The organism is Caulobacter sp. GW821-FHT12D05 (assembly GCF_058807295.1).
The window spans coordinates 433,829-446,884 of sequence record NZ_JBXAQO010000002.1 but is presented as its reverse complement, the minus strand read 5'-3'; the positions used below and the strand labels follow the sequence as shown (position 1 = coordinate 446,884).

10 protein-coding genes are annotated in these 13,056 nt (G+C 67.7%); 6 read left to right on the top strand and 4 right to left on the bottom strand.

What is annotated here, in order from left to right; all coding sequences use genetic code 11:
- Positions 1-95: 95 nt before the first annotated feature.
- Positions 96-1,655, top strand: a complete 1,560-nt coding sequence (locus tag AC1RRR_RS09585; RefSeq protein ID WP_492812535.1) for a methyl-accepting chemotaxis protein — start codon at positions 96-98, stop codon at positions 1,653-1,655.
- A gap of 6 nt (positions 1,656-1,661) precedes the next feature.
- Here AC1RRR_RS09585 and AC1RRR_RS09580 read toward each other — a convergent pair whose 3' ends face one another.
- Positions 1,662-2,714, bottom strand: a complete 1,053-nt coding sequence (locus AC1RRR_RS09580; protein WP_492812533.1) for a LacI family DNA-binding transcriptional regulator — start codon at positions 2,712-2,714, stop codon at positions 1,662-1,664.
- A gap of 164 nt (positions 2,715-2,878) precedes the next feature.
- On the opposite strand from AC1RRR_RS09580, the gene AC1RRR_RS09575 reads away from it, so the two are divergent.
- The 3 genes from AC1RRR_RS09575 to AC1RRR_RS09565 all read left to right on the top strand — a co-directional run bounded on the left by AC1RRR_RS09575 (position 2,879) and on the right by AC1RRR_RS09565 (position 6,018).
- Positions 2,879-4,135: an MFS transporter gene (locus tag AC1RRR_RS09575; protein ID WP_492812531.1), complete on the top strand. Its 1,257-nt coding sequence runs from the start codon at positions 2,879-2,881 to the stop codon at positions 4,133-4,135.
- A 15-nt stretch (positions 4,136-4,150) separates the two neighbouring features.
- On the top strand, positions 4,151-4,957 hold the full coding sequence (locus AC1RRR_RS09570; RefSeq protein ID WP_492812529.1) for a TrmH family RNA methyltransferase: 807 nt from the start codon (positions 4,151-4,153) through the stop codon (positions 4,955-4,957).
- 77 nt (positions 4,958-5,034) lie between these two features.
- Positions 5,035-6,018 (top strand): alpha/beta hydrolase, encoded by a 984-nt coding sequence (locus AC1RRR_RS09565; RefSeq protein WP_492812528.1) that lies wholly within the window; start codon positions 5,035-5,037, stop codon positions 6,016-6,018.
- Positions 6,019-6,022: 4 nt separating this feature from the next.
- Here AC1RRR_RS09565 and AC1RRR_RS09560 read toward each other — a convergent pair whose 3' ends face one another.
- A complete protein-coding gene (locus AC1RRR_RS09560) occupies positions 6,023-7,654 on the bottom strand; it encodes a M28 family metallopeptidase (RefSeq protein WP_492812526.1) in 1,632 nt (543 codons plus the stop codon).
- Positions 7,655-7,713: 59 nt separating this feature from the next.
- A complete protein-coding gene (locus AC1RRR_RS09555) occupies positions 7,714-8,433 on the bottom strand; it encodes a helix-turn-helix transcriptional regulator (protein WP_492812525.1) in 720 nt (239 codons plus the stop codon).
- 94 nt (positions 8,434-8,527) lie between these two features.
- On the opposite strand from AC1RRR_RS09555, the gene AC1RRR_RS09550 reads away from it, so the two are divergent.
- Both AC1RRR_RS09550 and AC1RRR_RS09545 read left to right on the top strand, forming a co-directional pair.
- Complete coding sequence (locus AC1RRR_RS09550; protein WP_492812524.1) at positions 8,528-9,256, top strand: glutathione S-transferase family protein; 729 nt, start codon at positions 8,528-8,530, stop codon at positions 9,254-9,256.
- A 330-nt stretch (positions 9,257-9,586) separates the two neighbouring features.
- Positions 9,587-10,357, top strand: a complete 771-nt coding sequence (locus tag AC1RRR_RS09545; RefSeq protein ID WP_492812522.1) for a FadR/GntR family transcriptional regulator — start codon at positions 9,587-9,589, stop codon at positions 10,355-10,357.
- Positions 10,358-10,423: 66 nt separating this feature from the next.
- On the opposite strand, the gene AC1RRR_RS09540 is transcribed toward AC1RRR_RS09545, so the two are convergent.
- Positions 10,424-12,826, bottom strand: coding sequence for a TonB-dependent receptor (locus AC1RRR_RS09540; RefSeq protein WP_492812520.1), 2,403 nt, complete (start codon positions 12,824-12,826; stop codon positions 10,424-10,426).
- Positions 12,827-13,056 lie beyond the last annotated feature (230 nt).

Genomic DNA, 13,056 nt, shown 5'->3' with positions numbered 1-13,056 from the left:
GCCACGGGGCGCATCGCGCCAAACTTCAATGTTGGTTAACGGATTCCCGTCACTGACATGGTCAACGAAACCTTACCCTCGAGTCGGAGTAACGCATGAGCGCGAACGCGAAGCTGGACCAGCGTATGGCTTTCATGCGCTTCGACGAACGCTCGCGTTCGGCCCTTCGCGCGATAAAGCCGGTGATCGACGCCGAGATCGCGGGCGCGCTGGGCAAGTTCTACAATCAGGTCCGCGTCTTCCCCGAGACCCGCAGCAAGTTCCGCGACGACGCCCACATGGCCGGCGCCGAGCGCGCCCAGGCCGCCCACTGGCGTCGGATCGCCCAGGCCGACTACGGCGAGACCTATGTCCGTGACGTCGAGCGCATTGGTCGGGCCCACGTCGACGCCGACCTGCAGCCGCAATGGTACATCGGCGGCTACGCCCTGGTGGCCGAAGAGCTGATCCGCGCCGTCATCGCCAAGCGCGCCAAGGGCATGTTCAGCAACGCCGCCAAGTCGGATGGCGATCTGGCCGACGGGCTCGCAGCCCTGAACAAGGCCGTGTTCCTGGACATGGAACTGGCCATCTCCAGCTATCTGTCGCTGCTGCAGGAAGAGCGCGACGCCCTGGAGGCCGAGCGCGAAGCCGCCGAGGCCCGTCAGGCCCAGGCCGTCAAGGCCGTGGGCGAGGCCCTGTCGCGCCTGGCCGCCGGCGACCTGACCGCCCGTGTCGAGGGCGACCTGGCCCCCGAATTCCAAAGCCTGAAGATCGACTTCGAACAAGCCGCCGGCGCCCTGGCCGAGGCCATGCGTTCGGTCGAGCACTCGGCCGGCGGCATCCGTTCGGGCGCGGATGACATCGCCCGCAGCGCCGAGGACCTGTCGCAGCGCACCGAGCAGCAGGCCGCCACGCTGGAACAGACGGCCGCCGCCGTCGAAGAGCTGACCGGCGCCGTCGGCAAGACCGCCCAGAGCGCCCGCGAGGTCTCCTCGCGCGTCGCCGAAGCCTCGACCGAAGCCGAGCGCTCGGGTCAGATCGTCACCCGCGCCGCCCAGGCCATGACCAAGATCGAAGCCCAGTCGCAGCAGGTGAACCAGATCCTGGGCATGATCGACGAGATCGCCTTCCAGACCAACCTGCTGGCCCTGAACGCCGGCGTCGAAGCCGCTCGGGCTGGGGATTCCGGCAAGGGCTTCGCCGTCGTGGCGCAGGAAGTGCGGGCCCTGGCCCAGCGCTCGTCGCAGGCGGCCAGCGAGATCAAGTCGTTGATCACCGAGAGCAGCCGCCAGGTCAGCGAAGGCGTCGAGCTTGTCGGCCAGACTGGCGAGGCCCTGCGCGGCATCCACGAGAAGGTCGGCGGCATCGACGAACTGGTCAACGCCATCGCCGCCTCGGCCAGCGAGCAGGCCACGGCCCTGGGCCAGGTCAATTCGGCCGTGAACCAGCTGGACCAGGTGACCCAGCGCAACGCCGCCATGGTCTCGCAATCGACCGAAGCCACCCACGCCCTGCGTGTCGAGGCCGCCGACCTGTCGAACCGCGTCGGGGCTTTCCGCCTGGGTGGCGGTCGTCCGCAAAGCTTCCAGCCGACCCAACGCGAACAGCCGGCCGAAAACCCGGTCCACGCCGCCCGCGCCCGCGTCGCCGCCTTCGCCCGTCCGGGTCGCTAAGGGCGGCTACTTCGGCGGCGGGGCCGTCGAGGCGCGGTGGATCAGTTCGAAGGGCAGGAGCATGTCGACCGGCCGTTCAGGCGGTTCGCTGCTCTTGGCCCGGCCGATCAGCAGCTTGGCCGCCTCAGAGGACATTTCCGCCACCGGTTGACGCACCGTGGTCAGCTGCGGCCGGCTGAAGCGTGAGCTGGGGCTGTCGTCGAAGCCCGCCACCGAGACATCGCCGGGGATCATTAGTCCGGCTTCCGCGATCGCGGCGATGCAGCCCAGGGCCATGTCGTCATTGCTGGCGAAGATCGCCGTCGGGCGGTCGGGCAGGGCCAGCAGCGCCTTGGCCTGCTCCAACCCCGACTGGAAGGTGAAGTCGCCCTGGCGCACCCAGCTGTCGGCCACGGGCAGGCCGCGCGCCTTCATGGCTTCCAGATAACCTTCGCGCCGCGCTTGGCTTGCGCCGTAGCGCGGCTCGCCGACGATGAAGCCGATCCGCTTGTGGCCGAGCTCCGCCAAGTGCTGGGTCATCTCCCGCGCGGCGGCGATGTCGTCCATGTGCACGCGCGGCCCCAGGCCCTCGGCCTTTTCCGGACCGACGCGGACGTAAGGCGTGCCGGCCCTGTCCAGGGTCTCCAGCACGCCGGGATTGTCGGAGGAGGGCGGGGTCAGGATCACACCGTCCGGCTTCAGGGCGGCCAGGAAGGCGGCCACGTCCTGGCGGACGTTCGGGCCGTCGTTGTCGATCAGCTCGATCAGCAGGTGATAACCCTGGTCGCGACAGACCAGGGTCGCGCCCAGCTGGATGCGCGACAGGTAGTCGGCGCCGCGCTCGCTCTGCCAGTGGTCGATGGTCAGGGCCGCGTCGACGAAGACGGCGATCACGAACGAGCGCGAACCGGCCAGGCTGCGCGCCGACAGATTCGGGCTGTAGCCGAGCTCGCCGGCCGCCTCGAGCACACGATCGCGCATGGCGGGCCGAACGTTCGGCTCCTTGTTCATCACCCGCGAAACGGTCTTGATCGAGACGCCCGCCTTCGCGGCGACGTCGTAGATCGTCACCGAAGCCATCAGCTCGCCCCGACTACATTGAGATTCACGCCCATTTGCTCAGACTAGAGCGTCTCGGCGACAGAAGGAAACTCCCTGCTTTACCGTACGCGACCCCTTGTGCCGTAAGGGGGAGGCGGTCAGTGTGCCCAAGACGCGGCGCTAGACCGTGCAGGGGAGGAGAGATGGCGCCTGACGACGGAGCCCGGCCAAAAGAGCCGGTGCGGGCGAATTTCATCGCCGCCTACACCCTCGCGCAGGTCGGCGCCTTCGTATCTTTCCAGCCGCTTTTGCAGGTGCTGCTGCCCCTGAAGGCCGAGTCGATCGACGCGGCGTCCAAGGCGGTGGTGCTTAGCCAGGTCGCCTTCTGGGGCGCTCTGGTCGCCAGCATCGCCAACCTGCTGGCCGGAGCGATCAGCGATCGCACCACCTCACGTTTCGGCCGTCGTCGCCCCTGGATGGTGGTCGGTGCGATCGGCGCCTCGCTGGCCTATCTGGCGATCATGAACGCCAAGACGCCGCTGGCCCTGATCGGCGGCGTGATCCTGTTCCAGCTGACCTTCAACCTGTGTTTCTCGGCCCTGGTGGCGGTGATGCCCGACCGGGTGCCCGACAACCAGAAGGGCATGGTCGCGGCGTTCCTCAGCCTGGGGAATCCGATCGGCACGGCCTTCGGCGCGGTGATGATCGGCGGACTGCTGGTCGTCGAGTGGCAGCGCTATGCGGCGATCTCCATCGCCTTGCTGCTGGGCCTGGCGCCGTTCGTCCTGCGCCTGAAGGATCCGCCACTGGCCAAGGAAGACGTGCCGCCGTTCCATCTGCGCGAGTTCATCGCGGGCCTGTGGGTCAGCCCGCGCAAGCATCCCGACTTCGCCTTCGCCTGGGCAGGGCGGTTCATGGTGCTGGTCGCGCTGAGCCTGGTGCAGAGCTACATGCTCTACTTCCTGCAGGACGTGGTGGACTATCCGCGCCTGTTCCCGGGGCATCGCTCCGAAGAGGGGCTGGCGATCCTGGCCACCGTCTCGACCGTATTCAACGTCATCTGCGCCATGGCCGGCGGCGTGCTGTCGGACCGCTTGCGGCGGCGCAAGCTGTTCGCCTTCGGCGCGGCCCTGACCATCGCCGCCTCGATGATCGTATTCTCCCTGACCTCGGACTGGACGGTGCTGCTGGCGGCCTATGTGGTCTATGGCTGCGGAGCGGGCTGCTTCTGCGCCGTCGACATCGCCCTGGTCACTCAGGTGCTGCCGTCGCAGCGGGATGCAGGCAAGGACCTGGGGGTCATCAATCTGGCCAACACGCTGCCCCAGGCCCTGGCGCCGGCCTTGGCGGTCTGGAGCCTGGGACCCAGCCACGTGAACTTCGACCTGTTCTTCCTGATGGCCGCCGGGCTGGCCCTGGCTGGCGGTCTGACGATCCTACCGATACGAGGGGTGCGTTAAGCCCCGAGGTATCCATTGCCCCAGTATCGCGTCGTCACCGATCCCGACGATCCCGCCGTCGCCCCGTTCCGGGCGATCAAGGAGCGTGATCTGGTCGGGCGCGAGGGCCTGTTCATCGCCGAGGGCGAGACGGTGCTGCGGGCCTTTGTCCGCGACGCGGCGGAGCGGGTGGTCTCGCTGCTGATCGACCCAAAGCGGCGGGACAAGCTGGTGGAGGTGTTCGAAGCTCTGCCCGACGAGACGCCCGTCCATTTTGCCGACCAGGCCGTGCTGGACGCCATCGCCGGGTTCCACCTGCATCGCGGCGTGCTGGCGGTGGGCCGGAAGCCGGAGCCGGTCGCTGCGCGAGACCTGCTCGCCGGCCTGCCAGAGCGGGCGGTTGTGCTGGTGCTGTGCGGCATCGCCAACCACGACAATATCGGCGGCATCTATCGCAACGCGGCCGCCTTCGGGGCCGATGCGGTGGTGCTGGACGCCGACTGCTGCGATCCGCTGTACCGCAAGGCCATCCGCGTCTCGGTCGGGGCGGTGCTGTCGGCGCCCACCGCGCGTTTGGAGCGGGGCGAGGACATCGCCGAGCTGCTGGCCGCGACCGGCTTCGAGGGTCTGGCGCTCAGCCCCGCCGCCTCCGAGATCCTGGCTCATCTCAAGCCCGCGCCGCGCACCGCCGTGCTGCTGGGCGCGGAGGGCCCCGGCCTGACGCCCGAGGTGATGGCCAAGGCGCGGACCATCGGCATCCCGATGGCGAACGGCTTTGACTCGCTGAACGTCGCCACCACCAGCGGCATTGTCCTGCATCACCTCCGCTTCGCGCAGAGCTAGGAAAGTGGACTAGGAAACCGGTTTCCTTGGCTCTAGGGTCTGCTCCGACAAATCACCCGTCAGAAGGCTTTGATCCCATGCTGAACCGTCGCGGCGCCCTTGCGGCTTTCGTCACCGGCGTTCTGGGATCCCTGGCGGCTCGCAAGGCGGAGGCCGCTCCCGTGCAGACAAACACTCCTCTGGCCGACCCGACCGAGGTCATCACCCTGTGGCCCAACGGCGCGCCGGGCGGGGAGGGCGTCACGGCGGTCGAGGCGATCATCGACCGCACCGTGGCCGGCGGTCCGCGCGACCGCGCCCAGACCCATACCCGCAAGCCGACCCTAGTGGTCTTCCGTCCGAAGAAGCCGAACGGCGCGGCGGTCATGCTGATCCCCGGCGGCGGCTATGAGCGCGTGGTGCTGGACAAGGAAGGCTACGAGACCGCCCGCTGGCTGAACGACCGGGGCTACACCTGCTTCGTGCTGTTCTATCGCATGCCGGGCGATGGCTGGACGGCCGGTGGCGACGCGCCGCTGCAGGACGCCCAACGGGCCATTCGCATCATCCGCTCCAAGGCGGCGGAGATGGGTTTCTCGCCCGACCGCGTGGCGATCATGGGCTTCTCGGCCGGCGGTCACCTGGCGGCCAACCTGACCGTCCGCTACGACGCGGCGACCTACACGGCGATCGACGCCGCCGACCAACTGCCGGCCAAGCCGAACCTGTCGGCGCTGATGTATCCGGTGATCAGCACCGACCCCGCCATCGCCCACGCCGGCTCACGCAAGCAGCTGCTGACGGCGATCAACACGCCCGAACGCGCCCTGGAGCTGTCGCCCGAAAAGCAGGTGCGCGCCGGGCTGTCGCCAGTGATCGTGATCCACGCGGCCGATGACAAGACCGTGCCCGTCGAGAACGCCCTGGTGATGTTCACAGCCCTGAAGGCCAAGGCCGTGCCGACCGAGATGCACGTCTTCGAGGAAGGTGGCCACGGCTTTGGCATGCGCTTCACCCCCGACAAGCCCGTGGCGGCCTGGCCCGGCCTCTTCGAAGCCTTCGCCAAGCGCCACGGAGTCTGAGGGCCTATTTGGCCGGCGCGGGCGCCTTGGGGGCGTTCGGCGCGAAGGCGTCGCCGAAATAGTCCTTGGCGTACCAGCGCGGGGCCTGGTCGCCGTCGGCCAGGTCGCGCGAGATCAGGTAGTTCAGCTTGGCGAACTTGGCGCCGGCGCTCCACAGGATGGTCTGCGACAGGTCGTCGGACGGCTGGTGGTAGTGCTTTTCCTCGTACTCGGCCCAGGCCTTCTCGCCGCCGTTCTGGTAGCCGGTGACCATCATCACCGCCGGGATGCCGACCTTGACCAGGGCATAGTGGTCCGAGCGGACGAAGGTCGCCTGTTCCGGCGACGGATCGGGCGTCAGGGTCACGCCCATGGTCGCGCCGGCCCGCTTGATCGAGTCGCTCAGCGTCGAGTGATCAGCCCCGAACGCCACCACGTCGGTGAAGTCGTAGGTGATCATCGGCTCGTCCAGGTCGACGCCCGCGATGATCTTGCCGGCTGGCACGGTCGGGTGGTGGGCGAAGAACTCCGCGCCCAGCAGGCCCTTCTCTTCGGCGGTGTTGGCGATGATCAGCACCGAGCGGCGGGGCGGGGTAGAGGTCGCGAAAGCGTGGGCGACCTCGATCAGGGTCGCGGTGCCGGCCGCGTTGTCGAGCGCGCCGTTGTAGATGTTGTCGCCGGGCTTGTCGGGACGGATGCCCAGGTGGTCGGCGTGGCCCATCAGGACCACGTACTCGTCCTTCAGCTTGGGATCGGAGCCCTCGATCAGGCCGACGACCTCGGGGCTGGCGTAGCGCCGCAACTGGGTCGTGACCTTCAGCTCGACCTTGGCCTTCAGCGGGAAGCCCTTGGGGCGCACGCCCTTGTCGGCGTCGGCCAGGGCCTTGTCCAAGGTCCCCTTGGCGCCGTCGAACAGCTGGTAGGCCGGCTCGCGGTCGACCGTGGCGCGTGCTTTCAGGCCATAGGTGTCGTCGAACGGCTTGCCGTCCTTGTCGGCCCAGGTGGTGCGCGGTTCCTTGGCGTATTGCAGCACGGCCTTCCAGGGGAAGGCCTTGTACGAGGCCGCGTCATAGATCTGAATCAGGCCGACCGCGCCGTGCTCGGCGGCGAAGCGGGCTTGCAGGGTCGAGAGGTGGGCGGCGATCTCGCTGTTCATGCCCTTGGGCACGCCGCGCAGCACGACCACGACCTTGCCTTTGACGTCCAGGCCCTTGTAGTCGTCGATGCCCACGACCGCGTCAGTCATGCCGTAGCCGGCGAACACCGTGTCCGCCGTGACCTGGGCCGAGCCGCCGACGGCAGGGCCGCGCAGCACCGCCTGGCTCGCGTTCTCGTAGGTCTTGGCGCCCTTGGCGGTGGTGATCGTCAGGGTCGGCGTCGCCCCGGCCAGCGAGGTGTCGACTAGGCCGACGCTCTGGTACCAGCCGCCGTTCTCGCCGGCGGGCTTCAGGCCCAGCAGGTCGAACTGGGTGGCGATGTACTTGGCGGCCAGCTCGTGGCCGCGCGTGCCGGCCTCGCGGCCTTCCAGCAGGTCGTCGGCCAGATAGGCGACGTGGGCGCGGAAGCGCTCGGCGCTGAAGTCGGGTTCGGCAGCGTGAGCGGTCGCACAGGCCAGCAAAGCGGCCGTCGCCGCCGAGGCAAAGATCTTCGATGTCATGGAGGTCCCCTAATTCCCGAGGGGACAGTGCTCCCGAGCGCGGCCGTCGCGCAAGCCGGTCAGCAGTCGGCCTTTTCCTTCAGCTTCCAGGCGGCGATCTCCGCGTCGCGGAACTTGACCCATTCGCCGCGCAGGACCGCCGGTCGCTTGCCGTGGCGCTCGTCCAGGAACTGCGCGCCGACCACGCGGTCGGTGCGGAAGGTTCGGAACGCCTCGCGCAGTTCGCACCAGGCGATGATCATGCGGACCGTCTCGCGATAACCCACCGTGACCGGCCAAATCACCCGCGCGCTGATCGTCCCGGCCTCGTCGCTATAGTCGAGGCGGATCTTGCGGCCGGCGTGGATCCAGGCGCGGACCTGGGCGACGTCGATGCGGTCGGTCTGAGGCTTCCAGGCGGGGGAGGCGGCCGCCGCCGGCTCCAGCACATAGGGCCGCAGGCGGTCGGGCACTGCGGCGGCGATCTTGCTGATCAGGTCGCTGGCGGCCTTGGCCAGGACGGGATCGCCGCGACCCGCCACCCACTGCGCGCCCAGCACAGCCGCCTCGATCTCGTCGGGGGTCAGCATGAGCGGCGGCATGTCGAAACCGGCCTCCAGCACATAGCCGACGCCGGCCTCGCCGCGGATCGGCGCGCGCTGGCCCACCAGGGCGGCGATGTCGCGATAGACGCTGCGCTTGGAGGTCTCCAGCTCGGCGGCGATGGCGTCAGCGGTCACCGGCGCGCGGCTGCGGCGCAGGATCTGGATGATCTGAAAAAGGCGTTCGGCGCGTCTCATGGCCTTACATATCGCTGATCGCTACTGACAGCATGCTGGCAGTAGCCTGGCGGTAGCAAGTCGTCACCACGACATTCGAGATCGGAGAGGGACGATGATCACGCTGTTCGCCGCCGGAGCCGGGTTCGGGCTGCCCGAGATCAGCCCCTATGTGACCAAGACCGAGGTCCAGCTGATGATGGCCGGTCTCAACTATCGCAAGACCAGGGGCAGTCGCGAGACCGCTCCCAAGGGGCAGCTGCCGTGGATCGAGGACGCCGCCCAGGCGATCGGCGACTCCACCTTCATCCGCGCCCATATCGAGCAGAAGTACGACATCGATCTGGACATGGGCCTCTCCGGGAAAGAGCGGGCCCAGGCCTGGGCGATCGAGCGGATGATCGAGAACCAGCTGGGCTGGGTGTCGGCCTATTTCCGGCATCTGGATCAGGCCAATTTCGCCAAGGGCGCGGCCCGGTGGTTCGACCAGGCGCCGGAGCACCTGCGCGACGACCTGCGGCGCGGCCTGCTGGAGGCGATCGCGACCAATGTCCGCGCGGTCGGCGTCGGCCGGCACCTGCGGGAAGAGGTGACCTGGCTGGGCAGCCTGTCGTTGCGCTCGCTGGACGAGCTGTTGGAGGACAAGGCCTATCTGATGCGCGACAGCCATCCGGTCGGCGTCGACGCCACGGCCTTCGCCATGCTGGCGGCGATCATGACGCCCTTCTTTGAGTCGCCCCTGCGCCGCGAGGCCGAAAGCTATCCGCGCCTCGTGGACTATGTCAGCCGGATGATGGCCCAGTTCTATCCGGCCCATCCCTGGAACCTGCGCCAGGCGGCCTGAATCTGAGACCGCTACCAAATTGGTCGTACAAATCGAACAAATTGGTCAGGCCATTTTTGATTGCAGGATTGGCCAGTTTCGCTAAGTTGACCGGGCGTGATCGGACGTTTCGTTCGATCCTTGCTCGTCGACCACAGGCGCTGCGTACCTTGCGCCGACCTCCTCCCGGGGCGGACGACGATGGCGGCCGGAGTCCTTACCCTCCGGCCGCTCGCCGTCTTTCAGCGGCGTGCATGGTAAGGCCAGTTGCTCGCGGGCGCTTGTGAGGCGGCCGAACCGGCGTTAGTCCTGTGGGACGCGCCGTTCTTGGCGCTTGTCACGGCGTTTGCGATGTCGACCCCTCCGTCCACGGATTCCACGCGGCTGTATCAACAGGTGGCGGCCTCGATCAGTGCGTCGATCGCCGACGGTTCGTTCCAGCCCGGCCATCGCCTGCCGTCCGAACGCGACCTGGCCGACGAGTTTGGGGTCAGCCGTCCCACCGTCCGCCGCGCCGTCATCGCCCTGGAGATGCGGGGCCTCTTGGAAGCCCGCCAAGGCTCGGGCGTCTATGTCCGCCTGGACCAGCCGCCGCCGCCGGCCAAGGACCTGGACATCGGGGCTTTCGAGCAGGCCGAGGCCCGCCGCCTGTTCGAAGGCGAGGCTGCCGCCCTGGCCGCCACCCTGATCACCGACGACGAGCTGGCCTATCTGGAGACCCTCGTCGTCGAGATGAACAGCGACGCGGCGACCAAGGAGCAGTCCGAGCTGGCCGACCGCCAGTTCCACATCTCCATCGCCGCCGCCACGCGCAACGTCGCCGTGGCCCGGATCGTCGAGAACACCTGGGACCTGCGCTACCGCTCGCGCCTGTGCATGCAGATGCTGGAAAAGGCGCGGCACGTGCGCAAGCGGCCGCTGAAGGACGAGCACCAGGAGATCGTCGAGGCCCTGCGCACCCGCGACCCCAAGGCCGCCCGCGCCGCCATGCAGGCGCACCTGGGCGGGCTGATCGAGAACCTGCTGCTGACCGCCGAACTGGAGGCCATCGAGCGCACCCGCGAGAGCCTGGCCGCCAAGCGGGAAGAGATCGCCCTGCGAGCGGCCAGCGCCGCCAAATAAAAAACGGGCCGGATCCCCGAAGGAACCCGGCCGCGCAGGAGGGGACCGAATGAAAAAGGGGAGGTCCTAGAAGTTCACGTCGAGGCGGGCGCCGAAGTAACGGAACGCGTCGCGGCCGGGGAACCAGGTGCGGCCTTGGGCCGTCGGGATGGCCGGGTTGCTGTAGCCCGAGGTGCCGTTGCCCAGGCCCTGGGCGTAGCGCTTGTCGAACAGGTTGTTGGCGAAGGCCGAGACCGTGTAGCGGCCCTCGCGGTCGGTGATCCCGACCTTCAGGTCGACGATGCCGTAGGCCTTCTGGATCGTGCGCGGATCCTGGCTGAGCGAGAAGTTGACGTCGTCCTGCCAGCGATAGGTCGCGCCGACGAAGCCCTTGAAGGGCATGCCGGGCAGCTCGATGTCGTACTGGCCGCCGATGTTGAACTTGAACTTCGGGGTGTTGTTCAGGCGACGGCCGGCCAGGTTCTGCACGCGGCCGTTGGTGGTCGGGGTGCGGTAGCACTCGCCTGGCTTGCCGATGTAGCCGGCCGGCTGCAGCGGCAGGTCATTGGTGGCCGGCTGGGCGTTGTTGCAGGGGCCGTTCGGGAAGTCGACGACCTTGGCGTCGGTGTAGGCGAAGGCGCCGTTCAGGCGGAAATTGCTGGTTATCCGCGCCACGGCGTCCAGTTCGACGCCCTGCGTGCGCAGCTGCCCCACGCTGTTGAGGAAGGTCAGGAAGGTGCCGTCCGGCAGGAACGACGTCACCGAGGTCTGGAAGCCCTTGTAGTCGGCCCGGAACACGGTGGCGTTGAAATAGACGCGACGATTCAGGAGGCTGCTCTTGAAGCCCAGCTCGTAATTCTTGGCCGTCTCGGGCGGCACCGGCATCTGGGCGGCGATCCGCGCGTCGAAGGTGCTGACCAGGTCGTAGGCCTGACCCTTGTAGCCCGTCGAGAAGGTCGCGAACGTCATGATGTCGGGCGTGATCTTGTACTGCGCGCCGATCTTGCCGGTGAAGGCGTCGTCCTCGTCCGAGCGGCCGAACAGCTGGTGGGTCGTGGCCGCGCCGATCGCTGTGCTGGCGAAGATGGTCTTGTCGAACTTGTAGCTGATCTTCTGGCGGTTGATGCGGCCGCCGCCGGTCAAGGCCAGCTTGTCGGTGATGTCCCAGGTGGCGTTGGCGTAGGCCGAATAGTTCTCGTTGGTGCTTTCGGCCAGGTAGCGGGCCAGCTGCAGCACCGGGCCGCGGTTCAGATAGCGGTCCAGGTCGTTCTTGGCGTACCAGAGGCCGGCCACGTAGCGGAACCGGGTGTCGCCCGGCGAGGTCAGGCGGAACTCCTGGGTCCAGCTGTCGGCGTGGAAATAGCCGTCGATGTGCGCGCCGCTGTTGATCCCCGACGGGCTGGCGACCGGGAAGCCCAGCAGGAACGGCTGGTCGGTGCCGTCAATGTCCTGGAAGTCGACCATCTTCCAGCGATCGTGCGAGGTGATCGACGACAGGGTGTGGCCCTTCAGGACCGAAGCCTCGCCGAAGTCGTAGTCGATGCGGGCGGTGGTGCCGAAAACGTCCGAATTGCCGCCGCCGATGCGGTCGTCGGCGCGGACGAAGTGGTTGTTCTTGTCGAAGGTGATGCCGCGCAGGGTCAGGGTGGCCGGGAAGGCCGGCGCGCCCTGGTAGAACAGGCCCGGCGTCAGCTCGGTGATCGCGCTGGCGCAGCAGCTGCTGACATTGTGGTTGTAGCGCGGAGCCAGGCTCAGGGTCAGGTTCTCGGTCGGCGTCCAGACCAGCTTGGCGGTGGCGGTGAAGCCCGAGCTGCCGTTGACGTTCTTGCCGGTGGTCAGGTTCTTGAGGTTGCCGTCGTAGTCGCTCTTGGCGACGGTCAGGCGCATCAGCAGGTCGTCGCCGTGGACCGGGCCCGAGACGGTGAAGCCGATCCGCTTCTCGGCGTCGTCGGTGACCAGGATCATGCCCTTGCCGGAGAACTCCTTGGTCGGGGCGGCGGTGACGATGTTCAGCACGCCGGCGATGGCGCTCTTGCCGAACAGGGTGCTCTGCGGGCCGCGCAGCACTTCCACCCGCTCGACGTCGATCAGGTCCTTGAAGGCGGCGGCCTGGAAGCCGACCGGCACGTCGTCGATGACCACCGCGACGTCCGACTCGACGGCGATGCCGTTCGAGAAGGTGCCGATGCCGCGCATGTTGATGCTGAAATTGCCCGGCTGGCTGCCGTAGTTGATGACCAGGCCCGGCGACAGCTTCACCAGGTCGCCCAGCTCGCGGACGTTGTTGCGATCCAGCACGTCGGCGGTGACCGCGGTCACCGACACCGGCACGTCCTGCAGGCGCTCGGCGCGCTTGGTCGAGGTGACGATGATCTCCTCGAGCTGGGTCCCGTCGTTGGTCGAGGCGGTCTGAGCCATGGCCGCGCCGGGGGCGGCCGCCAGCAGAGCGGTGGCCGAGGAGGCAAGCAGCAGCGATCGTATGTTGGTCATCACCTGGTATTCCCCGCGCTAAGTGCTCACCGGTTCGAGCCGATGGCTAATTGGTATGCCCAACTGATGACTCCTGGTCAGGCCACTTGTCAAGCGGAGTCGTTGCGAGGCGGAAATGTGGCCTGACGATTGAAATTATTGCCTTATCGACCAACAGAAAAAGCTGGAGCGGGTAAATGACAACGTTGGACAGAAAAACCGTTTGTCCTTCAGGCTTTACGGCGATGGGT

Bases quoted from the DNA above. Each gene is read 5' to 3' on its own strand.
- AC1RRR_RS09560 (WP_492812526.1), bottom strand. From the start codon at position 7,654: ATGACATCGAAGATCTTTGCCTCGGCGGCGACGGCCGCTTTGCTGGCC.
- AC1RRR_RS09540 (WP_492812520.1), bottom strand. From the start codon at position 12,826: ATGACCAACATACGATCGCTGCTGCTTGCCTCCTCGGCCACCGCTCTG.
- AC1RRR_RS09555 (WP_492812525.1), bottom strand. From the start codon at position 8,433: ATGAGACGCGCCGAACGCCTTTTTCAGATCATCCAGATCCTGCGCCGC.
- AC1RRR_RS09585 (WP_492812535.1), top strand. From the start codon at position 96: ATGAGCGCGAACGCGAAGCTGGACCAGCGTATGGCTTTCATGCGCTTC.
- AC1RRR_RS09575 (WP_492812531.1), top strand. From the start codon at position 2,879: ATGGCGCCTGACGACGGAGCCCGGCCAAAAGAGCCGGTGCGGGCGAAT.
- AC1RRR_RS09545 (WP_492812522.1), top strand. From the start codon at position 9,587: ATGTCGACCCCTCCGTCCACGGATTCCACGCGGCTGTATCAACAGGTG.
- AC1RRR_RS09565 (WP_492812528.1), top strand. From the start codon at position 5,035: ATGCTGAACCGTCGCGGCGCCCTTGCGGCTTTCGTCACCGGCGTTCTG.
- AC1RRR_RS09580 (WP_492812533.1), bottom strand. From the start codon at position 2,714: ATGGCTTCGGTGACGATCTACGACGTCGCCGCGAAGGCGGGCGTCTCG.
- AC1RRR_RS09550 (WP_492812524.1), top strand. From the start codon at position 8,528: ATGATCACGCTGTTCGCCGCCGGAGCCGGGTTCGGGCTGCCCGAGATC.